The organism is Micromonospora sp. NPDC049497, assembly GCF_044465805.1.
Lineage (GTDB): Bacteria > Actinomycetota > Actinomycetes > Mycobacteriales > Micromonosporaceae > Micromonospora.
Window position 1 is genome coordinate 180,650 of record NZ_JBITMC010000007.1, and the last position, 24,860, is coordinate 205,509.

A 24,860-nucleotide genomic window follows, 5' to 3' on the forward strand; every position below is an offset into this window, starting at 1 on the left:
TGTCCGCCCCGGCGGTCAGGCCCGGTACGCCAGCGTGGTCATCATGCCGGTCTCGGCGTGGTACGCGTTGTGGCAGTGGGTCATCCAGCGACCGGGGTTGTCCGCGTCGAAGTCCACCGTGACCGTCCGGTCCGGCACCACGACGACGGTGTCCTTGCGGACGCCGCCGCCGGTCACCGCGAACGTGTGCCCGTGCAGGTGCATCGGGTGGAACATGTCGGTGTCGTTGACGAACTGCAGTCGCACCCGCTCGCCCCACTGCACGGTCAACGGCTCGGCCTCGTCGAACGTCGCCCCGTTGATCGTCCAGCGGTACGGCATCATCGACCCGCCCAGCTCCAGTCGGTGCACCCGGTCCGGCCGCCGGTCGGCCAGGGTCACCTCGTCGGCCGCCCGCAGGGTGCCGGTGTCGAGCACCGCGCGGTCCAGCTCCGTCGGCCGCACGGTGGACGGTGGCCGCTCGCCCCCGCCCGTACGCACCACCGCCAGCCCCTGACCGGGCTTGCCCTCGGCGGCGGCGACCAGCGGGAACACGCCGTCGCCCAGCGTCACCACCACGTCGACCCGCTCACCCATGCCCAGCAGCAGGGCGTCCGTGTCGACCGGCACGACCGGGAAGCCGTCGGTGTGTGTGACGGTCAGCCGGTGCCCGCCGAGCGCCACCCGGTAGGCGGTGTCCGAGCCCGCGTTGACGATCCGCAGCCGGACCCGCTCGCCGGGCCGGGCCCGGAAGGTTCGCGGCGCCGACGGGACGCGACCGTTCACGACGTGGTACGGGTGCGCGACGTCCCCGGCGCCGCCGAGCAGCGGCGACGTCAGCATCTCCATGCCGCCGGTGTCGCCGGGTCCGCCGTCCATGCCGCCGTGGCCGCCGTGGTCCATACCACCGTGGTCCATGCCCGGCATGCCGCCGTCGTCCATGCCGGGCATGCCGCCCTGGTGACCCATCGTGGTGAGGGCGGCGAGCACGTCGTCCGGGGTACGGCCGGTGCCGTCGACCCAGTCGTCGAGCACCAGGACCCACTCGTGGTCGTACCGGCCCGGCTCGTGCGGGTCGTCCACGATCAGCACGCCGTAGAGCGCCCGGTCGAGCTGGACCCCCGTGTGCGGGTGGTAGAAGTAGGTCCCCGGATCGGGGGCGGTGAACACGTAGTCGTACCGGCCACCGGGCTGGATCGGCGGTTGGGTCAGGCCGGGCACCCCGTCCATGTCGTTGCGCAGGGCGACGCCGTGCCAGTGCACGCTGGTGTGGACCGGCAGGTCGTTGCGTACCTCGATCCGGAGCCGGTCACCGGCCCGGACGCGCAGCAGGGGGCCGGGGGCGTCCTCGGCGTATCCCCAGGTGGAGACCGTGGGCCCGCCCAGGTCGAGCGTCACCGGCCGGGGCCGCAGCCGTGCGGTGACGGTGGTCGCGCCGGGGTGCCGGCGGGCCGCCTCGACGCGCGCCACCAGCTCGGCGTCCGGGGCGACCAGGCCGGGGCGGCGGTTGGCCCAGGTGACGGCGCCGGCGGTCGTGGCGAGGGCGGCCGTGCCCGCGATCCCGCCGAGCAGGCGACGCCGGGTGAAGGTGCGACTCATGACGGCTCCTCGGTCTGACGGGGACGTCCAGGCGAACGTCGGGTGGTGTCGGGGCCGAGTCTGGCCGTCCCGGCCCCGCCGGTCGGGGCGATTCGTCACCGACGCCCTCATCGGGTGGTCGCCTTGCTGTTCCCTCCCCTTCAGGCTGCCCCTCTGCGGGAGGCTCGGTAACGGCGGAAGGCCCCGTCGCCCAGAGACGAAGGTCCCTACCCCCTGGGGGTACTTGCCTTATACCCCCTAGGGGTATAGCTTGCTTGTGGAGGTGGACGGGATGAGAGACGAACCCACGACACACGGCGGCACCGCGGGCGCCATGGCGCAGCACACCGCCGGGCACGACGCCCACGGCGGCCACGGCGGGGGGCATGATCCCCAGGCAGGTCACGGGGGCGGGCACGACAAGCACGCCGGTCACGACCCGGAGCAGTTCCGGCGCAAGTTCTGGCTGAGCCTCGCGCTGACCCTACCGATCGTGGTCACCAGTCACATGGTCATGGACTGGTTCGGCTACTCACTGGAGTTCCCCGGGATCGACCTGGTCGGCCCGGTCCTCGGATCGTTCGTCTTCTTCTACGGGGGCTGGCCGTTCCTCGTCGGCGGCGTGCGCGAGGTCCGGGACCGGGCCCCCGGCATGATGCTGCTGATCTCGATGGCCATCACGGTCGCGTACGCGGCCTCGCTGCTCACCAGCCTCGGCGCCTTCGACCTGGACTTCTGGTGGGAGCTGGCCGCCCTGGTGACGATCATGCTGCTGGGCCACTGGCAGGAGATGAAGGCGATCGGCCAGGCGCAGGGGGCCCTGGCCGCCCTCGCCGCGCTGCTGCCCGACGACGCCGAGCGGGTCGCCGACGACGGCGCGGTGACCCGGGTCCCGGTGGCCGACCTGCGCGTCGACGACGTGGTGCTGGTCCGCTCCGGTGGGCGGGTGCCCGCCGACGGGCGGATCGTCGACGGCGCCGCCGAACTGGACGAGTCGATGATCACCGGGGAGTCCCGGCCGGTGCCGCGCGGCGTCGGCGACCGCGTGGTCGCCGGCACGGTCGCCACCGACTCGTCGCTGCGGGTCCGTGTCGACGCCGTCGGCGAGGACACCGCGCTGGCCGGGATCGGCCGGCTCGTGGCCCAGGCGCAGGCCAGCGGCGGCCGGGCCCAGGTGCTCGCCGACCGGTTCGCGGCGATGCTGTTCTACATCGCCACGGCCGCCGCGGTGGTCACCTTCGTCGTCTGGTGGGCCGTCGGCAACCTGGACAACTCCGTGGCCCGCGCCGTGACGGTGCTGGTGATCGCCTGCCCGCACGCCCTCGGGCTGGCCATTCCCCTGGTGATCGCCCTGTCCACCGCGCTGTCGGCGAAGGCGGGCGTCCTGGTGAAGGACCGGCTGGCGCTGGAGCGGATGCGGACCGTCGACGCGGTGCTGTTCGACAAGACCGGCACGCTCACCAAGGGGCAGCACACCGTCACCGGCATCGCCGCCGCGGGCGGGACGACGGAGGACGAGGTGCTCCGGGTCGCCGCCGCCGTCGAGGCGGACAGTGAGCACCCCCTCGCCAAGGCGATCGTCGCGGTGGCGTCCGAGCGCGGCCTGCGGGCCGTCGCCCGCGACTTCCGGTCGCTGACCGGCCGGGGCGTGCAGGCCGTCGTCGACGAGACGACCTGGGCGGTCGGCGGCCCCGCCCTCCTGCGGGAGCGTGAGGTGACCGTGCCGGACGAGCTGACCACCGCCGCCGAGGGTTGGTCGAAGCGAGGTGCCGCCGTGCTGCACCTGGTCCGCCTCGCCGACGGCGACCGACCGGTCGCGGTCGGCGCGTTCGCCCTCGAGGACGAGGTCCGGCCGGAGGCCCGCGCGGCCATCGCCGAACTGCGGGAGCAGGGCATCAAGAAGATCGCCATGATCACCGGTGACGCCCGGGCGGTCGCCGAGGCCGTGGCCGCCGACCTCGGGTTCCGGCCCGGCGTCGACGAGGTCTTCGCCGAGGTCCTGCCGGCCGACAAGGACCGGGCGGTCGTCGAGCTGCAGAGCCGGGGCCTGACCGTGGCGATGGTCGGCGACGGGGTCAACGACGCACCGGCCCTGGCCCGCGCCGACGTCGGCCTGGCCATCGGCGCCGGCACCGACGTGGCGATCGAGTCCGCCGGGGTGATCCTCGCGTCGTCGGACCCGCGCGGCGTCACCGGCGTGATCCGGCTGTCCCGGGCGGCGTACCGGAAGATGGTGCAGAACCTGGCCTGGGCCGCCGGCTACAACGTGGTGGCGATCCCGCTCGCCGCGGGTGTCCTCGCCTGGGCCGGGTTCACCCTCAGCCCGGCGGTCGGGGCGGTGCTGATGTCCGCCTCGACGATCGTGGTGGCCGTCAACGCCCAACTGCTGCGCCGGGTCCGGCTGACCCCCGACGAGAGCTGACACCGGCACCGGGCCCGGTCGGGACGCACCGACCGGGCCCCGCCCCGCGTCCGGCGGTACGGCACGATGGCGTGGTGCCTCGACGACGCGTGGACCTGACGTGACCGCCGTCGCGGTGGTGGCCTTCGGCCTCGCCTGGTGGCTCGGTCTGTACCTGATCGCCCGCAACCCCCGGGAGCCGGTCCTGCGCCGCGCCGGGGCGGGCCTGCTCGCGTACGCCCTGGTGCTGGCCTGCGACGGCCTGGCGGTCGCGGCGGGCGGCGAGGCCGGGCGGCGGCTGGCCGAGCTGGGCGGCGGCCTCGCCCATCTGCCGGCCCTGGCCTGGACCGGCGTGCTGCTGCTCCTGCTGCCCGAGCGCCTCGGGGCGCGGGCCCGGCTGGACCGGGTCTGGCGGGCCGCCGCGCCGGTCACCGCCGGGGTGCTGGTGGTCCTCGGCGCGGCCGGGCTGCTCGCCGGGGCGCCGGCCCGCGTGGTGGCCGGCGCGGTGGCCGTCCTGCCGCTGTTCGGCGCGTTCGTGCTGGTGCTGCGGCACCGCCGGGCGTTGCGGCCGGCCGCGCCGGCCGGCGTGACGGTCGTGGTCACCCTCCTGCTCGGCCTCGGCCTGACGCTCGTGCTGCTGCCGGGGGACGTGCTGCCCCGCGCGGTCTCCCTCGCCGGGGTGGGGGTGGACCTCGTGCTGCTGGGTCTCGCGGTGGCCGCGTTCGACGCGTTCGCCGAGGGGGAGACGCTGCGCGCCGACATGGTCCGCTCGGCCCTGGCCGCCGGCGTGGCCGCGGCGCTGTTCGGCGGTCAGGTGGCGGCGGCCTTGCTGGTCGCCCCGCGGTCCGGTCCGGCGGTCGTCGCGCTGCTGTTCGGCACCGTGGCCGCCGCGATCGCCGTCCAGGTGCTCGCCAGCCCGTTCCAGAACGCCCTGGACCGGCTGGCCTTTCCCGGCGCCCCGGCGGTGGCGGAGACGAGGGCCGAGCTGCGCTCGGCGGCGGACGCGCTGCCCCGCCGGGACGGTACGCCGGAGCTGGCCGCGCTGGAGGAGGCGGAGTTCGTCCGGCTCACCCGCCGGGCGCTCAGCCACTACGGCGACCTGGGACGGCTGGTCGCGAGCCCGCTCGCCGCGCACCCCGAGGTCGACAAGCGGCTGGCCGCGCGGGGCGTGGACGGCCAGCCGCTGGATCGCGCCGCCGAGCTGAAGGGCCTGCTGCTGGAGAGCATCACGCGGCTCAAGCCCCGGGAGGGGGAGTTCGGCACCAGCGGGGAGTGGCGCTACTACAACGCCCTCTACTTCTCCTACGTGGTCGGCATCCGCCCGTACCGTCGGCATGTCGAGACGCGGGGGCTGGACGCGACCGGCCGGGAGGCCCTCGCGTGGTTCCGGCGGGACGTCCCGGAGCGGACTCTGCACAACTGGCAGAACGCCGCCGCCCGGCTCGTCGCCGCCGACCTGCGCGGCCGGTTGTAGCAGATCCGCCCGGAATGTTCCTGCCAACTGGCAGCGGATGGCAGTGTGCGGTGTCGTCCTGGCAGCGGATTCCGGCCGACGGTGGTGCTCCCGACGAGAGAGGGAGTCACCATGACCACCGACCTGACCGCCCGCACCGCCGCACCCGCCCGGCAGGACCGGTCGCTGCTGCGCCTGGCCCTGCGGATCGACGCGCTCGCCTCCGGCACCCTGGGGCTCGTGGCCCTGCCCGGGGCCACCGCGCTCCCCGAGCCGCTCGGCCTCCCGACGGCGCTGCTCGTGCCGGTGGGGATCTTCCTGCTCGGGTACGCCACCGCGCTGTGGCTGCTCGCCTCCCGCCCGCGGATCAACCGGCGGCTCGCCGCCGTGGTCGTCGTGGGGAACCTCGTCTGGGCGGTGGACAGTGTCGGCCTGCTCCTCGGGGGCTGGCTCTCGCCGACCGCGCTCGGGGTCGCCGTGGTCGCCGCCCAGGCGGCGGCGGTGGCCGGCTTCGCCGTCCTGCAGTGGGCCGGCCTGCGCCGCGAGCGCTGACGCCGAACCGGCGTCGGCAGCGGGGCCCGGGTGGGAACCCGGGCCCCGTCCGCGCCGAGGTCAGGGCGGCGACGACGCCTCGTCGCCCTGCTCGGGTGGGAAGGCCAGGGCGAGGGTGAGGTCCAGGACCGTGGCGGGATCGTGCAGCCGGTCACCGTACAGCTCGCGCAGCTTGCCCATCCGGTAGCGGACCGTCTGCGGGTGCACGAAGAGGTCGGCGGCGACGTCGTCACGCCGGCCGTGGTGCAGCAGCCATGACCGCAGCGTCTCGGTGAGCCGCTCGGCGGTGGCCGGCGGCAGCGACGCCAGGGGGAGCAGGGCCCGGGCGCGCAGGTCGGCGAGACCCTCCGGGTCCGCGCCGAGCACCAGTTCGGCGAGGTGCTCCTCGGTGTCCAGGGGTGGCCCCTCGGCGGGCGGTCGCCGGCCGAGGGCGAGCGCCCGGGTGACCCGCTCGTAGGACGACGCCGCCCGGGTCCACGGCCGTGCCGGCCCGACCACCGCCCGGCGTCCGTGCAGCACCCGGGCGAGCTGCCGTCGCCGGTCGCCGTGCGTGTCCGGCACCAGCAGCACCGCCAGATCCTCGCCCGGCCCGGCCACCGGAAGGTCGTCGGGCCCCTCCAGCGTGTGTTCGGGCAGCAGCGCCAGCGCCGCCCGCAGGTTCGCCCGGGGCAGCAGTACGACGGTGAGCGTCTGCGGCGGCGGCCAGTCCGCCCGGTCAGCGCTGCGCAGCAGCGCCTCCTCCCGCTCGCCGGCGAGCAACTGCCCGGCGAGGCGTTCCAGGTTGCGGCGCTGGGCGCGGCCGGCGCTGGCCAGCTCGTCGGAGTGGCCGGCCACGCTGGCCGCGGACAGCTCGTCGATGTAGGCGAACATCAGCTCGGCGAACTCGGCCACGGTCGCGGCGGTGAGACCCTCCCGCACGGTGGTGGTGGCCATCTCCCGCCAGGACACCCGGGCGCCGACCCGGTACGCGGCCAGCAGCGCGTCCATGCTCCGGCCGGAGCGGGCCTCCCCGCTGCCCAGGGCGTAGGCGGCCTCCAGGGCCGACACCAGCGGCGTACTCGGGTCGCCGCCCTGCGGGCGTTCGATGAGCTGGAGGAACGTGCCGAGTGCGAGCTGCACGGCGGTCTCGATCTTCTCGCGCATCTGCCCGGTTAGGGTGCCCGAGTAGCTGGGTACCTCGGCCGTGATGGCGGTGATGGTCCGTTCGGCGAGCACCGGCAGCCGGTCCCGCAGCGCTCCGGCTACCCGCTCGTCCAGTTCGAGGTGGGCGGCGCGCCGCGTGGCCTCGAAGCTTTCCGGCACCTTTGTCACCTCCGAACAAAAGAGTCGGCCCGGTTCACCTTCGGAGGTGAAGCTTTTATGCCATTCTGCCGCGACGATCGGGATATGACCACCACCGTCCCCCGGTCTGCCGCCGCACCATCCCTGCGCGGCAGGATCCTGCGGCTCGCCGCGGCGGTCACCACCCCGCTGCTGCCCGACGACTACCTCGACCTGGTCGCGCCCCTGCGCGCCGGTGCGGACCTGCGCGGCCGGATCCTGGACGTCCGGCCGGAGACCGCCGACGCGGCGACCCTGGTGATCCGTCCCGGCCGCGACTGGCGCGGCCACACCCCCGGGCAGTACGTCCGGCTCGGCGTCGACGTCGACGGCGTCCGGCAGTGGCGGGCCTACTCGGTCACGTCCTCGCCGGGCCCGCGTACCGGACCGATCGCGATCACCGTGAAGGCCATCCCCGACGGGGTGGTCAGCAACCACCTGGTCCGCCGCGTACGCCCGGGCACGGTCGTCCACCTCGACCAGGCGCGGGGCGATTTCGTGCTGCCCGCGACGCGGCCGGAGCGGGTGCTGTTCGTGACCGCCGGCAGCGGCGTCACGCCGGTCATGGGCATCCTCCGGTCCGGTGCCCTCGCCGGCGCCGACGTGGTCGTCGTGCACTCGGCCCCCACCCCGGCGGACGTGATCTTCGGCGCGGAACTGCGCGCCCTCGCCGACGCCGGGGCGCTCCGGCTGGTCGAGCGGCACACCGACACCGCCGGGCTGCTCTCCGTCGGCGACCTCGACGCCCTCGTGCCGGACCTCCTCGATCGGGAGACCTGGGCCTGTGGGCCGGTCGGCCTGCTCGACGCCCTGGAGGCGCACTGGGCGGCCGCCGGACGGGCCGACCGGCTGCACACCGAACGGTTCCGGCCGACCGTGGTCACCGCCGGTGAGGGCGGCACGGTCAGCTTCGGCCGCTCCGGTGTCACCGTCGCCGCCGACGGCGCCACCCCGCTGCTCGACGCCGGTGAGGCCGCCGGCGTGCTCATGCCGTCCGGCTGCCGGATGGGCATCTGCTACGGCTGCGTTCTGCCGCTGCGCGAGGGCGCCGTCCGCGACCTGCGCAACGGCGCCCTGACCACGGCGGTTCCCGGGGACGGCGTCCTCATCCAGACCTGCGTGTCGGCCGCGGCCGGCCCCTGCGACATCGACCACTGATCGGAGACACCGACGTGACCGTGATCCAGAAGAAGCCCGTCAACCCGATCGCCCACCTCACGGCCGAGGACATCGAGATCATCGGCAAGGAACTCGACGCGATCCGCGACCGCGTGATCGCCGACCGGGGCGAGCGGGACGCGCGCTACATCCGCAAGGTCATCAAGACCCAGCGGAGCCTGGAGATGGGCAGTCGGGCGGTGCTGCTCTTCTCGCTGTTCCCGCCGGCCTGGGTGGTGGGCACCGCGGGGCTGACGGTCGCCAAGATCCTGGAGAACATGGAGGTCGGGCACAACGTCCTGCACGGCCAGTGGGACTGGATGCGCGACCCGAAGATCCACTCGACCACCTGGGAGTGGGACCACGTCTCCCCGGCCGACCAGTGGAAGCACTCGCACAACCAGTTGCACCACACGTACACCAACGTCCTCGGCAAGGACAACGACCTCGGGTACGGCATCATGCGCGTCGACGAGGACCAGAAGTGGCACCCGATGCACCTCGGCCAGCCGCTGTGGAACTTCATCAACGCCTGCTTCTTCGAGTACGGCATCGCCGCGTACGACCTGGAGCTGGGCAAGAACCTGCAGAAGGGCCGGCACAAGGCCCCGGAGTTCCGGGCCCGGGCCCGCGCGGTCGGCCGCAAGATCCGTCGCCAGGTCCTCAAGGACTACGTCATCCACCCGCTGCTGTCCGGTCCGTCCTTCCTCAGCACGCTCGCCGCGACCTTCACCGCCAACCTGCTCCGCAACCTGTGGAGCCACTCGGTGATCATGTGTGGGCACTTCCCGGAGGGCGTGGAGACCTTCTCCAGGACGTCGATCGAGGGCGAGACGCGCGGTGAGTGGTACCTGCGGCAGATGCTCGGCTCGGCCAACATCAGCGGCAGCCGGCTGATGCACATCATGACCGGCAACCTGTCGTTCCAGATCGAGCACCACCTCTTCCCGGACCTGCCGAGCAACCGCTACCAGGAGATCGCCCCCGAGGTGCGGGCGCTGTTCGACCGGTACGGGCTGAAGTACGTCACCGGCTCGCTGCCCCGGCAGGTCTTCTCCGCGTGGCACAAGGTGATCCGGCTCTCGCTGCCCAACCGGCGCACGGCCACCCCGGTCGACGACCGGCGCGCCCCCGCCCTGGCCTCCGCCAACGCCTGACCGCACCGACCAGCCCACCTGGTTCGCGCAACATCCCGGATGTAGTGGCCTCGAAGGACCGCCGATGCCACTACATCCGGGATCGGGTGCGACCCTGTCCGGGCGGAGCGCGGTTCGCTCAGCGCGCGGCGACGGCGTCGTCGTAGAGCCGCTCCAGCCGTCGGGTCTGCGCGTGCAGGTCGAAGCGGTCCTCGACGTGCCGGCGCCCCTCCCGGCCCAGCCGGTCCCGCAGCGTCCCGTCGCCGAGCAGCCGTCGGATGTTCGCGGCGAGGGCGTGCCGGTCGCCCTCGGCCCCGAGCAGGCCGGTCTCGCCGTGCACCACGGCCTCCGGGATGCCGCTGTGGTACGTCGACACCACCGGCAGCCCGAGGCTCGCCGCCTCCAGGACGGTCGTCGGCAGCCCCTCGGTGTCGCCGTCGGGCGCCGTCTTCGAGGGCGCGGCCAGCAGCTTCGACGCGGCGAGGTGGCGGGCGACCTCGGCCGGCGGCTGCGCGCCCAGGAACGTGGCGTCCAGGCCGAGGTGCGCGGCGCGTGCCCGTAGCGGCTCCTCCAGCGGTCCGCTGCCGATGAACACCACGCGGGGCCGCTCGGGTGCCAGCAGGCCGACCGCCTCGACCAGGTCGTCGATGCCCTTCTTCGCCACGAACCGGCCGACGAAGGCGACGTCCCAGCGCTTCGGACCGGCGGCGGGCGCGGCCGGCACCGGTACGCCGATGTGGTGCACCCGTACCTTCGCGGGGTCCGCACCGAGGGCGACCGCCCGGTCCCGGATGAACCCGCTGACCGCGATGACCAGCGCGGCCCGGTCGAACGCCTCGCCCAGGTTGCGGCGCTGGCGGGCGCCGCGCAGACCGGGCAGCGCGGGCTGGCGGGTGACGTCCTGCCCGTGCAGGGTCACCACCAGCGGGACACCGAGGGCGGCGGCGGCCCGGCTGACCAGCCACCCGTCACCGCCGAAGTGGGCGTGCACCACCGTCGGCCGCAGCGCGGCCAGCGTCCGGGTGAGCCGGCCGGAGCGGCCGGTCACCTTGAGCGCGAGCAGGTCGCGACTGCCCCGGGCGCCGTCACCGAAGGCGAGCACATCGGTGTCCCGGGACAGCGGCGAGGCCACCCGGACCGCACCCAGGTAGGACGGCCGCCAGGTGGTCAGCGCGTCCGCCTGGTTGCGGACGAACGTCTCGGAACCGGGGAGCAGGTGGCTGCGCCAGACGACGACGCGGGGAGCGGTCGCGGAGGAGGTCACGGTCGACGATCCCACGCCGGGGGCGCGCCCACCGGAGGGACCTGCGCCGTGAGGACGCGGTCGACGACCGCCGCCGGCCGCGCCGACGCGACGGGACGGCGGCGGCGGCGGTCGAGGATCCGGTCCCGCACGGCGTGGCGCAGCTGCGGCGTGATGAGCCAGATCTGGAGGTACGTCAGGTAGTCGACCGCGCTGGGACGGCCGTTGCGGCGGGCGTCGGCCAGCAGCATCCGGAACACCGTCAGGCTGCGCGTCGTCGCCGCCATCGACGCGACGATGCTCATCGCGATGGCCGCGTACGCCTTCGGGGTGAGCAGCGGCCGGCTCGCCCGCAGCCACTCCCACTGCGCCTCCCAGGGCGACGAGAGGCTGATCCGGGGACGGTCCTCGTCCTGGTGCCACAGCACCAGCGGCTCGGGTGCGATCAGCAGCGCGACGTCGTCGTGGGCCAGGGCGCGCAGCGTCCAGTCCAGCTCCTGCTGGCGGCGCAGGCCGACGGTGAACGGGACGCGCCGCAGCAACTCGGTGGGCGCCATGATGGTGGACGTCTGGATGAAGCCGTCACCGTGGAAGAGCCCGCGCCGGACGGTGAGGTACTCGCAGATCGGTTCGCCCGGCTCGGGCAGCCGCCGGGGCAGCACGAACTCGGCCCGTGGGGTGCGGTTGACCAGCCGGCTGCCGACGATCGGCAGCGGCACCGACGCGGTCGCGGCCAGCGCCAGCTGCGTCTCCAGCTTCCGGGGCAGCCACTCGTCGTCGTCGTCCAGCAGCGCCGTCCAGCGTCCCCGGGCGGCCCGGACGCCGACGTTGCGGGCGTTCGGCGCGCCACCGCGCTCCGGCAGCGGCAGGACGCGCAGGCGGGGATCCTCGACCCCGGCGAGGGCCGCCTGCGTGTCGGCGTCCGCGCCGTCGACGACGACGAGCACCTCGATCTCCCGCACCGACTGGGCCAGCGCGCTGCGCACGGCCCGGGTGACGAGGTCCGGCCGGTCACAGGTCGGGATGACGACGCTGACGTCAGGTGTACGCGACATGAATTTCCGCCTACTCATTGATGGCGGCCACGTTCCGAATTCCCGTTGCCGGCCGGAATGGACGGTGCGGAGAAGCGGGGCGGCGCGGTACGCACGACCTAACCGGCACCGGGGAAAAGGCGGGTGAGGAACAGGAGTCCAGTACGTATACAGCCGGATATCAGATGCTTGCCGCCCTGTTCAGAGCGCCTTTGTGCGGCGCCGTGAGCCGTGGCCGGGCGCGATTTCGCCGGCCCGGAACTGCCGTACACTCGCCGGGCACCGACTCGGGACACGATGAATCGGAGAACCATTCGTGCAGTTCGACGGCACCACTTCCGGTGACAGTGCCGGCCGCGTGGTCATGCTCGTGGACAACGGGGTCGAGGGGGACTCCCGCGTGCAGAAGGCGGCCCGGTCGGCGGCCGAGGCGGGCTGGGAGGTCACGCTGCTGGGCTGTGCGCGTACCGACACCGAGCGGGACTGGCGTCTCGGCCCGGCGCACGTGCGGGTGCTGCCGATGGGCGGACCCGCTCCGGCCGGGGCGGCGCCGCGCGGTGTGCGTGGCCTGCGGCGGCGCCTGGTCGACCGGGGTGGGCTGCCGCTGCGGGCGGCGCGACTCGCCCGCCGTCCGGTTGAGCACGCCCAGGTCGCCCTGTGGCGGACGGTGCAGGGCGACCGGGCCTGGCGGCGGCTGGAGCCGGGCCTGTGGACCTACGAGCGCACGTTCGGCCCGGTGCTCGACGCGCTGGCACCGGACCTGGTCCACGCCCACGACTTCCGCATGCTCGGGGTGGCCGCCCGTGCGGTACGGCGGGCCCGCGACGCCGGCCGCGACGTCCGCCTGGTGTGGGACGCCCACGAGTGGCTGCCCGGGGCCAAGCCCCGGCGCGACAACGTGCGGTGGTTGCCCGCCCACCTGGCCTACGTGCGGGAGTACGTCGGTGCGGTCGACGCCGTGGTCACCGTGTCGGACACCCTCGCCGACCTGCTGCGCGCCGAGCACGACCTGACCGAACCGCCGACCGTGCTGCTCAACGCCCCGGTGGTCGCCGAGGTCCCGCCCGCCGACGCCCGGCCGGTGCCCGACCTGCGGCAGTTCTGCGGCGTCGGCCGCGACACCCCGCTGCTGGTCTACAGCGGCGCGATGGCGGTGCAGCGGGGCGTCGGCGACGTGGTGGCGGCACTGCCCCGACTGGACGGTGTGCACCTCGCGCTCGTGGCCGGGGACCCGTCCGCCGCGTACGTCCTCGAGGTGCGCGCCGCCGCCGCGCGGCTCGGTGTCGCCGACCGGGTGCACGTGGTGCCGTACGTGCCGCACGGGCAGGTCTCGGCGTTCCTCGGCGCGGCCGACGTCGGGCTGATCCCCATCCACCACTGGCCGAACCACGAGATCGCGCTGATCACCAAGTTCTTCGAGTACGCGCACGCGCGACTGCCCATCGTGGTCAGCGACGTGCGGACGATGGCGGAGACCGTCCGCGCCACCGGTCAGGGCGAGGTGTTCCGGGCCCGGGACGTCAGCGACCTCGTCCGCGCGATCCGCGCCGTGCTGGCCGACCCGCGGCGCTACCGGAGCGTCTACGACGGGCCGGACTCGCCGCTGCCCGGCTGGACCTGGGAGGCGCAGGCCGGTCGGCTCGACGCGCTCTACCGTCGCCTGCTCGACAGCGCCGCCTCCTCCGGGACCAAGGCGACCCGGCGATGAGGACGCCGGACGTCAGCGTGGTGGTGGCGGTCTACAACACCATGCCGTACCTGACCCGCTGCCTGACCTCGCTGGTCGACCAGACCATCGGACTGGACCGGTTGCAGGTCGTGGCCGTCGACGACGGGTCCACCGACCGCAGCGGCGCCGAGCTGGACCGCTTCGCGGCCCGCCACCCCGGCGTGTTCACCGTCCTCCACCAGCCGAACTCGGGCGGACCCGCCGGCCCCTTCAACCGCGGGCTGGACGTGGCCACCGGCCGGTACGTGTTCTTCGTCGGCGCCGACGACCACCTGGGCCGCGACGCCCTGCGCCGGTTGGTCGAGGCGGCCGACGAGTGGCGGTCCGACGTGGTGCTCGGCAAGGTCGTCGGCGTCAACAGCCGGCACATCTACCAGGACATCTTCGCCCGTACCGAACCGGACCTGGACCTGTTCGACTCGCCGCTGCCCCGGTCGCTGGCCAACACCAAGCTGTTCCGCCGGGAGCTGCTGGAACGGCACCGGATCCGCTACCCGGAGAGCATGCCGATCGGCAGCGACCTGCCGTTCACGCTTCAGGCCTGCTACCGGGCGCGGCGCATCTCGGTGCTGGCCGACTACGAGTACTACCACGCCGTCCGCCGGTTCAGCGGCACCAACATCACCTACCTGAGCCGGCACGCGGACCGGCTGCGCACGGTCGAGGCGACCACCGCGTTCGTCGCCGACCTGATCGGCCCCGGCAAACAGCGCGACGCGGTGCTGGGCCGCCGCTTCGACCACGAGATCGCCAAGCTGATCGAGGACGACCTGCTCCGCCTGGACCGGGACACCCAGCAGCTCGTGCACGCCGGCGTGGGCCGGCTGGTCGCCGCGTACCTGACCGACGACATCGCGCTTCAGCTCAACGCGGAGACCCGCATCCGGTTCGCGCTGACCCGCGACGGCACGCTGGACGACCTGCTCGCCGTCATCCGGCAGGACGCCCGGACGGGCGTGCCCGCCACCGTCGTCGACGGCGACCGGCGGTACGCCGCGTACCCCGGCTTCCGGGCTCCGGGCCGCAGCGTGCCCGACTCCTGCTTCGACGTGACGACCGCCCCGGACTGGGCCGTGAAGCTCGACGTCACGGCGTTGGCCTGGGAGACCGACGCCCGGGGGGAGCGGATCCTCGCGATCACCGCCGGCACGCCGGTGCCGGACCTGACGGCGCTGGGCGTCGACCGGATCAGCGTCAGCGCCGAGGAGATCCCGGGGGAGACGGAGGAGCTCGCGGCCGGTCCGGACGGTACGACGCTGCGGATCCGCTTCCGGGCCGCCGACCTGCTCGCCGGCGCCGGGCCCACCGGGCGGCGCCGGGCCGTATCCGCCCAGGTCGGTGCCTTCGACCCCGGCCTCGCGCAGGGCGTCAACCGGGCCACCGGCGAGGGCGGTTCCACTGCGCTGCGCGCCCCCCGCCTGCGCGCGACCGCGCCGCTGCTGCGCCGGAGAGGCACCCGCCTGTACGTGATCACCCCGGTCCTCGACGAGTCGGGCCGCCTGATGATCTCGGTGGTGCCGATCACGCCGAACCGGGTCATGGCCCAGATCCGCCGAACCCTCCGCCGCCACTAATCCCCCACCCCGTCCCGCCCCACCCCCTGTCCCCACCCCGGCCCCGCGCTCCCGCCCCCTCTCCGCCGCGATCTTGCAGTTTCGGTCGCTTGTTTGTCCTCTTTGTGGCCTATGCCGCGGCACAAAGTGCAAGATCGCGGGCGGGGCGGGATCGGGGGGTCGGGGGTGGTCCGGTGGCGGTGGGGTGGTTCGGGTGTCAGACTTTGGCTGGTCACTGCCGGGTGGAGGGCGGAGATCATGTCGGAGCAGGACACCGTCGAGCGCTTCGGCGCCCGTGTCACCATCGTGGACCCCGACGCCCTCCTGGCGGCGGCCCGCACCGAGCCGGTCGAGTTGCTACTGGGCAGCGACTTCCCGCCGCCGGTCACCGGCGTGCGGATCACCCTGCGCCCGGACACCGCCGACCGGATGCTGCGGATGGTCGCCGAGATCCGTACCGGAGCGGGGGACCGCACGGCCGACGCCGCCCTACGCTGGCTCGCCCTCGGCATGGCCAGCCCGGCCGGTGTGCTCCTGGTGCGGCGGCTCGCCGCGACCGGTGTCGCCACCGGGTCGCTGGGCGTGCGGGTGGGCCGGATGGCCGCCGAGGCGTCCCGGCGGCTCGGCCTGGACGACCCGTCCCACACGACGGTGGTGGACCGGCCCCCGGCCGCCGACCCCGCCGCCGCGGCGGTGCTCGCCGAGGCCGAGGCGCTGGACCTGCGCCCCGAGGTCGTCGACGCGCCGTCCGCCGCCGGCCGGACCGTCACCGTACGGGTCGAGGTGCCCGTCGCGACGGTCGCCCCGGCGCACCTGGGGGCGACCGTCGCCGTGGTGCTCCAGGTGGTGCGGGACCTCGCCGGCGACGACCCCGAGCCCCGGGTCCTGCGCGGACGGACGTACGTGCTGCGGCGTCCGGCGGGCACGACCCCGCCGCCGCGTCCGGCGGCCCCCCGCAGCGAGTCGGTGACCCTCGACCAGGTCGGCGGCCTCGACGAGGTGGTCGCGCGGTTCCGGGAGATCGCGATCTCGTTCCGCCACCCGGACGTGATGGCACGGTGGGGAGCGCGCCGGCCGCAGGGCATCCTGCTGTACGGCCCGCCCGGCACCGGCAAGACCATGCTGGCCCGCGCGCTGGCCAACGAGATCGGGGCGAACTTCAAGGAGATCCGCACCCCCGAGATCCTGGACAAGTGGCTCGGCGGCTCGGAGCGCAACATCAAGCAGATCTTCCGCGAGGCCCGCCGCTACCGGGAGCCCACGGTGCTGCTGTTCGACGAGTTCGACAGCATCATCAGCTACGCCGGGGCCGGTGGCGACGCGGCCAGCCAGGCGGTCAACGCGGTGGCCGGGATCTTCAAGCAGGAGATGAACACCCTAATCGAGGAGAACCCGAACGTCATCGTCGTGGCCACGACCAACTTCCCGCAGCGGGTGGACGCCTCCCTCGTCCGCTCCGGCCGCTTCGACGTCAAGCTCTCGATCCCGACACCCGACGAGGGCGGCCGGGCGGAGATCATCGCCAAGATGATCCGGGAGCTGGTGGACCGGCACGCGGGGCCGGGCTTCCGGATGTTCGCCGACGACGTCGACCCCGCGGCCCTGGCCGCGGTCAGCCCGGGCCTGACCGGCGCGGACATCCGCGAGGTACTGCGCCGCGTCCAGCTCGCCAAGGCGATGAGCGAGGCGACCGGTGGTGCGCCGGCCGGTCCGATCAGCCAGGATGACCTGCGGGAGGGCATCGTCGGGCTGCGCCGCGGCTGAGCGTCCGCCCGGTCCGGCCCGACGGAAGGAGACCCCCGTGTCGTCCACCCTGCTCTCCCGGCGTGACCTGCGGTTCCTGCTGCACGACTGGCTGGACGTGACCCGGCTGACCGAGCGTCCCCGCTACGCCGAGCACTCCCGCGACACGTTCGACGCGGTGCTGGACCTCGCCGAGCGGGTGGCGACCGAGCGGTTCGCCCCGCACAACCGGGCCGCCGACCGCACCGAACCCACCGTGCACGAGGGCCGGGTGCGGATGATCCCGCAGGTGAAAGAGGCCCTCGACGCCTTCGCGCAGACGGGTCTGCTGGCCGCGACGATGGACTCCTCGATCGGCGGGATGCAGCTGCCGCACGTCGTGCAGGCCGCCTGCTTCGCCTGGTTCCAGGCCGCGAACGTGGCCACGTCCGCGTACCCGTTCCTGACCCTCGGCAACGCGAACCTGCTGCTGGCGCACGGCAGCGCCGAGCAGGTGGACACCTGGGTCCGGCCGATGGTGGAGGGTCGCTTCTTCGGCACGATGTGCCTGTCCGAGCCGCACGCCGGCAGTTCCCTCGCCGACGTCACCACACGCGCCGAGCCGCAGGACAACGGTACGTACCGGCTGTACGGCACCAAGATGTGGATCTCCGGTGGGGACCACGAGCTGGCCGAGAACATCGTCCACCTGGTGCTGGCCCGCATTCCCGGCGGCCCACCCGGGGTGAAGGGCATCTCGTTGTTCATCGTGCCGAAGGTGCTGCTCGACGACGACGGCGCGCTCGGCGCCCGCAACGACGTGGTGCTGGTCGGCCTCAACCACAAGCTGGGCTACCGGGGCACCACCAACACGCTGCTGAACTTCGGCGAGGGTGTGCACCGGCCCGGCGGTCGTCCCGGCGCCGTCGGCTACCTGGTGGGGGAGCCGCACCAGGGCCTGGCGCAGATGTTCCACATGATGAACGAGGCGCGCATCGGGGTCGGTGCCGGCGCCACCGCGCTCGGCTACACCGGCTACCTCAAGTCGGTCGAGTACGGCCGGCAGCGCCCGCAGGGACGGCCGGTAGCCGACAAGGACCCCACCGCACCGCAGGTGCCGATCGTGGCCCACGCCGACGTGCGCCGGATGCTGCTGGCGCAGAAGAGCTACGTGGAGGGCGCGCTCGCGCTGATCCTCTACTGCGGACGCCTGCTCGACGAGGAGCGGACCGCACCGGACCCGGCCGACCGGGAGCGGGCGCACCTGCTGCTGGAGCTGCTCACGCCGATCGCGAAGAGCTGGCCGTCGCAGTGGTGCCTGGCCGCGAACGACCTGGCGATCCAGGTGCACGGCGGGTACGGCTACACCCGCGACTACGACGTCGAGCAGCACTGGCGGGACAACCGGCTCAACGCCATCCACGAGGGCACCCACGGCATCCAGGCGCTCGACCTGCTCGGCCGCAAGGCGACCATGGCCGGTGGCGCCGGTCTTGCCCTGCTCCTCGACACGATCCGCGCCACCGTCACCCGGGCCTGGAAGGCCGAGGGGGAGGCCGCCGAGCTGGCCGGGGCGCTCGGTGCCGCCCTGGACCGGGTCGCCCTGGTCACCCGCCGCCTGTGGAGCACCGGCGACCCGGAGGTGGCGCTGGCCAACGCCAGTGTGTACCTGGAGGCGGTCGGGCACGTGGTGATCGCCTGGATGTGGCTGGAGCAGCTCCTCGCCGTGGAGGGGGCGGACGAATCGGACGGGGACTTCCTCGCCGGCAAGCGGCAGGCCGCCCGCTACTTCTTCCGGTACGAGCTGCCCCGCACCGGCCCGCAGTTCGACCTGCTGGAGAGCCTCGACCGGACCACCCTGGACATGCGCGACACCTGGCTCTGACCTGCTCCACCGGCGCAAGCAGGGCTAGTTCGCCGCCGGCAGCGGCGATAGGTGCACGGATCTTGACTGGTCGCGGCCCGGATGGTCCGGCTGTTCAGGGCCGCGACGGTGAGACCGTCGTTGGTATCTTCGGCGGCATGAGTGGGAGCCAGAGGTCTGGTAGCCGCAGAAGGCGACGGCAGGTCAGCGAGGAGGAACGCGCCGCGGCGGTGGGGGACTACCGTGAGTCGGTCGACCGATTGCAGCACACGGCCTACCGGAATCTGCGGCAGAGCGTCGCCTACGCCACGATCTTCGTTGCGGTGACGGCCACCTGGATGCTCTTCATCGGTCAGGCCACGCCGGCGAGCTTCCTGTGGTACGGGGTGGCGATTCTCAGTGGCGCGTTCGGCCTGGCCACCTACGTCGTCCGGGAGCCGCGTGCGCGGCTGTACGTTCTCGCGGTCGCCGTCGCTCTCGCGGTGGTGGGTGTGACCGGCATCTTTCTCGCGGACTAGGCGGTCACCGATGACGCTGTCCGTTGAACCGGAAGCGCTGGTCGGCTTCGCCCGGCAGGTCGATCGTGCCGCCGCCGACGTGCGGGAGATCCGCGCCTACCTCAATCGTCACGCCGACGTCGCGACGGGCGGCGAGCAGATTCAGATCGCCAGAGCCGCCCACGAGCACGCCGTGGACGTCATCGACAGCACCCTCAACCGGCTGGCCTGCCTCCTGGAGAACTCCGCTCCCGAACTGCGAGCCTCCGCCGGCTACTACCGCACGACCGACCTGGCCAACGCCGACCTTCTCGACCGGACCCTGCCACCAGCGCTCGACCGGTGCATCACCCCTCTGGAACTGGAGTTGGCGAACAACCCGTGCACCCCGGCGGACTTCGTCGACGTCCGAGACGTTCGCGGTCATCTCGACACTCCGGGAGACCCCGACAAGCCCGCGAACGCCCTGGGCTGGATGGACCACATCAGCCCCGCCAACTGGCTCAACGAGGTCTTCGACCGCGTCTTCGGTTTCGACCCCATCGGCAGGCTTCAGAGCCAGGTCTCCGGAGACTGGGAAGCCCTCGCCAGGATGGGGCCGGTCGTGGACAACGTGGGTGGCGCCCTGCACGACCTGGCCTACAACGTCCAGTCCGGCACCACCACCTTGCGTCCCCTCTGGCACGGAGTGGCCGGAGACGGCGCCTTCCGCTACTTCACCACCACGGCCAACGCCACCGCCGACCTCCGGGCCCCCCTGTCCGCCATCAGCAAGGCATACCGGGAGATGGCCGACGCCGTCTGGTCCGCCGGTGAAGCTCTCGGGGGTGTCGTCAAGAGCCTCGTCGACGCCGCCATCATCACCGGAGTCGCCGCCGCTGCCGGTACCGTCACTGCGCAAACTGGCGTCGGCGCGCTCGTCGGCTACGGCGTTGCCGCCGCGGAGGTCGCGAACATGTTCCGGCTCTGGGGGGAGGCGACCAAACTCTGCCAGCAAATCGCCGCCGCCGTCTTCGTCTTCCGCGCCGCCCTCACCCGCGAACTCAGTGACCTCGACACCGTCGCCCTTCCCGCACTCCCCGGTGGTGGCCGCTACGACCACCCCCTCGCCGGCGCGAGGGCGTGACCGTCATGGACCACCAGGACGACATCACCGACGGCGACGAGCAACGAACCCGGGCCCTTCGCCGGGTCCTGGACCAGCTCGCCCGCAGCGACAGTCCGCTACTCCGCGAGATGGCGACCGCGGTCCTGGACGGCAGACTCACCCTCCGCCAGGCCGCAACCAGCGAACCCTACGGCACGGAGCTGACAGCACCCTTCCAGACCTTCTGGAGCCGCTATCAGGAGATGACCCCCGAGGAGCGGGAGGACCTCGCCTCCCGCTCGTCGCTGCTCGGGTGATGTCGCGCTGACAACTCAGTCGGCGAGCAGGCGGTCGCGGACCTCGCGACGGAGGATCTTGCCGATCTGGGAGCGTGGCAGGTCTTCCACCACAACGACCCGACGCGGCACCTTGTACCCGGTGAGGTGCGTCCGGCACGCCGTGCGGATCCCCGCCTCGTCCAGGGTGCAGTCGGTGTGCAGGACCACCACGGCGACGACCTCCTCGCCGCCGCTGTCGGAGGGCAGCCCCACGGCGGCGGCGTCGTGGACGCCCGGCACCCGGCGCAGCGCCTCCTCCACCTCCGACGGGTACACGTTGAAGCCGCCGGTGATGATCAGTTCCTTGATCCGGTCCACCACGGTCACGAAACCGTCGTCGTCCATCACCACGATGTCCCCGGTGCGCAGCCAGCCGTCGGGCAGCAGCACCGCCGCCGTCTCCTCCGGCCGCCGCCAGTAGCCGGCGAACACCTGCGGACCCCGGATCAGCAGCTCGCCGGCCTCGCCCGGGGCGCGGTCGCGGGTCGGGTCCGCCGGGTCGACGATCCGGACCTCCGTGGACGGGAACGGTACGCCCACCGTCCCGGGCCGGCGGGCCGGCGACACCGGGTTGCCCAGGGCCACCGGGGAGGTCTCGGTCATCCCGTAGCCCTCCACGAGCAGCCCGCCGGTCACCGACTCCCACAGCTCCACCGTGGCCGGTGGCAGCGCCATCGCGCCGGAGATGGCGTACCGGGCCGAGGTGAGGTCCACCCCGCGTTCGCGGGCGGCGGTGGCCAGCTTCTCGTAGATCGGCGGGACGGCGGGCAGGAACGTCGGCGGGCGGCGGCGGACCGCGGCGAGGGTCTGGTCCAGGTCGAAGCGGGGGAAGAGCACCAGGGTCGCCCCGATGCTCACCGAGAAGGTGAGGCAGAGCGTCAGGCCGTAGGCGTGGAACAGCGGCAGCACCGCGTACACCGTCTCGGCGCCGTCGCGCAGACCGGGCACCCACGCGCGGCCCTGCGCGGCGTTGGCGCGCAGGTTGCGGTGGGTGAGGACGGCGCCCTTCGGCGTGCCGGTGGTGCCGCCGGTGTACTGCAGCAGCGCGGTGTCGTCCGGTCCCGGCGCGGGGTGGTCGGCGGCGAGCGGGCCGGCGGCGGTGACCAGCTTCTCCCAGGACAGCGCGCCGGGCGCGGGCCCGGTCATGGCGGCGCGGGTGGCGCGGGCCGCCGGCAGCGGCAGCTGCAGCGCCCAGCGCTTGAGCCGGGGCAGGGCGCGGCTGAGGTCCACCGCGACCACCGTCTCCACGGCGGTGGCGCCGGCGGTACGCAGGACCAGCGGCGCCATCCGGTCCCAGACCACCGCGACCCGCGCGCCGTGGTCGGCGAGCTGGTGGGTGAGCTCCTGCTCGGTGTAGAGCGGGTTGTGCTCCACCACGACGGCGCCGAGCCGCAGCACCGCGTAGAAGGCGACGACGTGCTGCGGGCAGTTCGGCAGGACCAGTGCGACCCGGTCGCCGCGCCCGACACCCAGCCGGCGCAGTGCCTCCGCCGCCCGCTCCACCTGGCCGGCGAGGTCCGCGTACTTGGTGGTGGCGCCGTAGAAGTCCAGCGCCTCGCGGGCACCGAACCGGCGTGCCGAGTTCCGCAGCAGGTCCACCAGGGACTCCTCCGACGACGGAATGGTCGCCGGCACGTCCGGTGCGTAGCTGCGCAGCCAGGGCCGTTCGCTCAGGTCCATGTGTCTCTCCTCACGGTGCCACCCAGTCGCCTACCCCACGGTAACCTACGGTCCCGTAGGTATCTGGGCCGGCCGGTGTCAGCGCTGCGCGACGTAGACCGTGTTGGCCGACTCCCCGCCGGTCAGCGGGTTGGGGAAGCGGACCACGTGGGCCCGCGCGGTGCGGAACACCGCGCCGAGAACCTTTTCGAACTCGGCGTCCGGCGGGTCGTCCGACCACAGCGCGAACACCCCGTCCGGGTGCAGGTGTGCGGTCAGCCGGCGCAGGCCCTCCGGCGTGTAGAAGGCGGCGTGGCTGGGGTGCAGCACGTTGCGGGGGGAGTGGTCCACGTCCAACAGGACGGCGTGGAACCGCCGTGCCGCGTCGTCCGGGTCGAAGCCCGTGCCCTCGGCGACGGCCGCGAAGAAGTCCGCCCGCGCGAAGCGCGTCCGCGGGTCGGTGGCCAGCCCGGCGGCGAAGGGGAGCAGCTCACGCCGGTGCCAGTCGATGACGTCCTCGACCGCCTCTACCACCACCAGCGAACGGACCCGGTCGTCGTCGAGCGCGGTGCGGGCGGTGAAGCCGAGGCCGAGGCCGCCGACCACCACGTCGAGGTCCCCTCCGGCCAGCGCGGCCAGCCCCAACCGGGCCAGCTCGATCTCCGCCACCGGGAAGAGGCTCGACATCAGGTACTCGTCGTCGAGCTTCACCTCGTACACCTCGACGCCGAGCGTCGGGTCGCGGCGCCGGCGCAGGCTGACGGCGCCGATCGGGGTTTCCCGCCAGGCCAGTTCCTCGAATCGTGCGCCCATCCGCCGGATGCTACCGGGATGCGGGCCAGTGCTCCGCCCTTAGGGCGGGGGTGAAGGGCCGCGCTGGGAGTGCCGCCAAGGTCTGGGCGGTGCCTTGGACCGGGCGGTTCTGCTGCTCGATGTACTGACGCACGGGACCTGTGCGTCGTCGGTCTCGGCCGGACCCGGCTGGCGAAGTCCGTGCATGACGCCGGTTGGGCGGCGTTCACGCGCATGTTGGAGTACAAGGCCGCCCGGTACGGGCGCACCTTCGCAAAGATCGACCGGTTCGCGCCCACGTCGCAGACGTGCTCGGCGTGCGGCCGGCTCGACGGTCCCAAGCCGCTGAACGTCCGATCGTGGACCTGCCCCTGCGGGGCCATCCACGACCGGGACGTCAACGCGGCGATCAACGTGTTGGCCCAGGGACGCTGGGACAACTCAAACGCCTGTGGAGCGCAGGTAAGACCGGCACTCGTGCCGGCACCGCGCGACGAAGCAGGAATCCGCCCGGACGCCGCGTGTTCCACGCGCAGCGTGGAGGGAATCTCCGTCCTTTAGGGCAGAGAGATCGTCAAGCGGTAGGGCCGGGACATCCCGCATTCATCCCGCGTCGTCGGGTATGCCGGACAGTCGAGGCCGCCGACCGGCGGCCGGACAGGGAGTACGTGGACGTGGCGGACATGCTGGCCGGACGGCTGCACCTGGAGGACCGGACGCTGCGGTTGGAGTCGGTACCGGTGCCCGAGCCGCAGCCGGGACAGGTGCGGATCAAGGTGATGGCGGCCGGGGTGTGCCTCTCCGACGTGCACCTGATCGACGGCACGCTGACCCCGCTCTACCTCCCGGGCGACGTGGTGACGCTGGGACACGAGGTCGCCGGGGTGGTCGAGGCCCTCGGTGACGGCGTCGAGGGCTGGCAACCGGGCCAACGGGTGCTGCTCCAGGCCGGGGAACGGGACCAGCGCGGCACCATCTTCACCCGGGGCGTCGACTACGACGGCGGCTGGGCCGAGTACGCCGTGGCCAGCCGGGACACCCTGGTGCCGATCCCCGACGACCTGCCGTTCGAGCAGGCGTGCATCATTCCCGACGCGGTCTCCACCCCGTGGGCGGCGGTGACCGACACCGCGCGTACCCGTCCCGGGGAGGCGGTCGCGGTCTGGGGCGTCGGTGGTCTCGGTGCCCACGCCGTACAACTGCTCCGCGTCGTCGGCGCGGCGCCGGTGATCGCGGTCGAGCCGCTCGCCGCCGCGCGCGACCGGGCCCTCGTGCTCGGCGCGGACGCGGCCCTCGACCCGGCGGACCCGGCGTTCCGGGACACGGTCCTGGCCCTGACCGCCGGGCGGGGGCTGGACGTGGCGTTCGACTTCGCCGGCGTGACCCCGGTCCGGGAACAGGCGCTGACCGTTCTCGGCCGGCGGGGACGGCTGGTGCTCGCCGGAATCGCCAACAAGCCGGTCACGATCCCGTCGGACAGCTCGTTCAACTACTTCCAGCAGGCGATCCTCGGCCACTACGGCTCCGAGGCCGAGCACGTCGAGCAGTTGGTGTCGCTGACGCGGCAGAAGCGGCTGGACCTCAGCGGGTCGATCAGCGACGTGCTGCCGCTGGCCGAGGCGGAGCAGGCGGTGGAGCGGGTGCACAGCAAGCAGGGCAACCCGATCCGGCTGATCCTGCGCCCTTGAACCGTGCCCGGGTCGCCGTCACCCGGCCGCTTCCGGCCGGGTGGCGACGACCGGCATGAGGACGGCCAGTCCGACGG

At 73.5% G+C, this 24,860-nt stretch carries 20 protein-coding genes; 14 read left to right on the forward strand and 6 right to left on the reverse strand.

Translation table 11 applies throughout. The annotated features are described in order from the left end of the window. Positions 1-15: 15 nt before the first annotated feature. Positions 16-1,578 carry a multicopper oxidase family protein gene (locus ACIBR0_RS13260; RefSeq protein WP_396715209.1) on the reverse strand — a complete coding sequence of 521 codons (1,563 nt, stop codon included), beginning with the start codon at positions 1,576-1,578 and terminating at the stop codon, positions 16-18. Between the two features lie 313 nt (positions 1,579-1,891). Here ACIBR0_RS13260 and ACIBR0_RS13265 point away from each other — a divergent pair, with 313 nt between their 5' ends. The 3 genes from ACIBR0_RS13265 (at position 1,892) to ACIBR0_RS13275 (ending at position 5,963) form a co-directional block, all read left to right on the forward strand. After that, complete coding sequence (locus ACIBR0_RS13265) at positions 1,892-3,979, forward strand: heavy metal translocating P-type ATPase (protein WP_396715344.1); 2,088 nt, start codon at positions 1,892-1,894, stop codon at positions 3,977-3,979. Between the two features lie 100 nt (positions 3,980-4,079). After that, positions 4,080-5,432, forward strand: coding sequence for a hypothetical protein (locus tag ACIBR0_RS13270; RefSeq protein ID WP_396715211.1), 1,353 nt, complete (start codon positions 4,080-4,082; stop codon positions 5,430-5,432). Positions 5,433-5,543: 111 nt separating this feature from the next. Then, positions 5,544-5,963 carry a hypothetical protein gene (locus ACIBR0_RS13275; RefSeq protein WP_396715213.1) on the forward strand — a complete coding sequence of 140 codons (420 nt, stop codon included), beginning with the start codon at positions 5,544-5,546 and terminating at the stop codon, positions 5,961-5,963. A gap of 60 nt (positions 5,964-6,023) precedes the next feature. On the opposite strand, the gene ACIBR0_RS13280 is transcribed toward ACIBR0_RS13275, so the two are convergent. Continuing rightward, entirely contained in the window at positions 6,024-7,265 is a 1,242-nt protein-coding gene (locus ACIBR0_RS13280) for a PucR family transcriptional regulator (protein ID WP_396715215.1), read from the reverse strand. 84 nt (positions 7,266-7,349) lie between these two features. Here ACIBR0_RS13280 and ACIBR0_RS13285 point away from each other — a divergent pair, with 84 nt between their 5' ends. Continuing rightward, the gene (locus ACIBR0_RS13285; RefSeq protein ID WP_396715217.1) at positions 7,350-8,441 is read left to right on the forward strand and encodes a ferredoxin reductase; all 1,092 of its coding nucleotides are present in this window, start codon (positions 7,350-7,352) and stop codon (positions 8,439-8,441) included. 14 nt (positions 8,442-8,455) lie between these two features. Further along, entirely contained in the window at positions 8,456-9,598 is a 1,143-nt protein-coding gene (locus ACIBR0_RS13290) for a fatty acid desaturase family protein (protein ID WP_396715218.1), read from the forward strand. A gap of 118 nt (positions 9,599-9,716) precedes the next feature. Here the strand turns inward: ACIBR0_RS13290 and ACIBR0_RS13295 are convergent, their stop codons facing one another. After that, the gene (locus ACIBR0_RS13295; RefSeq protein ID WP_396715220.1) at positions 9,717-10,841 is read right to left on the reverse strand and encodes a glycosyltransferase; all 1,125 of its coding nucleotides are present in this window, start codon (positions 10,839-10,841) and stop codon (positions 9,717-9,719) included. Beyond that, positions 10,838-11,875: a glycosyltransferase family 2 protein gene (locus tag ACIBR0_RS13300; protein WP_396715222.1), complete on the reverse strand. Its 1,038-nt coding sequence runs from the start codon at positions 11,873-11,875 to the stop codon at positions 10,838-10,840. Before ACIBR0_RS13300 ends, ACIBR0_RS13295 begins: the two co-directional genes overlap by 4 nt. Positions 11,876-12,218: 343 nt before the next feature. On the opposite strand from ACIBR0_RS13300, the gene ACIBR0_RS13305 reads away from it, so the two are divergent. The 7 genes from ACIBR0_RS13305 (at position 12,219) to ACIBR0_RS13335 (ending at position 20,623) form a co-directional block, all read left to right on the forward strand. Then, a complete protein-coding gene (locus ACIBR0_RS13305; RefSeq protein ID WP_396715346.1) occupies positions 12,219-13,562 on the forward strand; it encodes a glycosyltransferase family 4 protein in 1,344 nt (447 codons plus the stop codon). Continuing rightward, positions 13,559-15,157 carry a glycosyltransferase family 2 protein gene (locus ACIBR0_RS13310; RefSeq protein WP_396715224.1) on the forward strand — a complete coding sequence of 533 codons (1,599 nt, stop codon included), beginning with the start codon at positions 13,559-13,561 and terminating at the stop codon, positions 15,155-15,157. Before ACIBR0_RS13305 ends, ACIBR0_RS13310 begins: the two co-directional genes overlap by 4 nt. Positions 15,158-15,394: 237 nt before the next feature. Continuing rightward, complete coding sequence (locus ACIBR0_RS13315) at positions 15,395-16,900, forward strand: ATP-binding protein (RefSeq protein ID WP_396715226.1); 1,506 nt, start codon at positions 15,395-15,397, stop codon at positions 16,898-16,900. Positions 16,901-16,937: 37 nt separating this feature from the next. Continuing rightward, the gene (locus tag ACIBR0_RS13320; RefSeq protein WP_396715228.1) at positions 16,938-18,743 is read left to right on the forward strand and encodes an acyl-CoA dehydrogenase; all 1,806 of its coding nucleotides are present in this window, start codon (positions 16,938-16,940) and stop codon (positions 18,741-18,743) included. A gap of 137 nt (positions 18,744-18,880) precedes the next feature. Then, complete coding sequence (locus ACIBR0_RS13325; RefSeq protein ID WP_396715230.1) at positions 18,881-19,240, forward strand: hypothetical protein; 360 nt, start codon at positions 18,881-18,883, stop codon at positions 19,238-19,240. A gap of 10 nt (positions 19,241-19,250) precedes the next feature. Continuing rightward, entirely contained in the window at positions 19,251-20,345 is a 1,095-nt protein-coding gene (locus ACIBR0_RS13330; RefSeq protein ID WP_396715232.1) for a WXG100 family type VII secretion target, read from the forward strand. Between the two features lie 5 nt (positions 20,346-20,350). Continuing rightward, entirely contained in the window at positions 20,351-20,623 is a 273-nt protein-coding gene (locus ACIBR0_RS13335) for a hypothetical protein (protein ID WP_396715234.1), read from the forward strand. Positions 20,624-20,638: 15 nt separating this feature from the next. On the opposite strand, the gene ACIBR0_RS13340 is transcribed toward ACIBR0_RS13335, so the two are convergent. After that, positions 20,639-22,324, reverse strand: coding sequence for a long-chain-fatty-acid--CoA ligase (locus ACIBR0_RS13340; protein WP_396715236.1), 1,686 nt, complete (start codon positions 22,322-22,324; stop codon positions 20,639-20,641). 78 nt (positions 22,325-22,402) lie between these two features. Then, on the reverse strand, positions 22,403-23,116 hold the full coding sequence (locus ACIBR0_RS13345; protein WP_396715238.1) for a spermidine synthase: 714 nt from the start codon (positions 23,114-23,116) through the stop codon (positions 22,403-22,405). A gap of 213 nt (positions 23,117-23,329) precedes the next feature. On the opposite strand from ACIBR0_RS13345, the gene ACIBR0_RS13350 reads away from it, so the two are divergent. Next, complete coding sequence (locus ACIBR0_RS13350; protein WP_396715348.1) at positions 23,330-23,656, forward strand: zinc ribbon domain-containing protein; 327 nt, start codon at positions 23,330-23,332, stop codon at positions 23,654-23,656. A gap of 122 nt (positions 23,657-23,778) precedes the next feature. Then, entirely contained in the window at positions 23,779-24,783 is a 1,005-nt protein-coding gene (locus ACIBR0_RS13355; protein WP_396715350.1) for a zinc-binding dehydrogenase, read from the forward strand. Positions 24,784-24,860 lie beyond the last annotated feature (77 nt).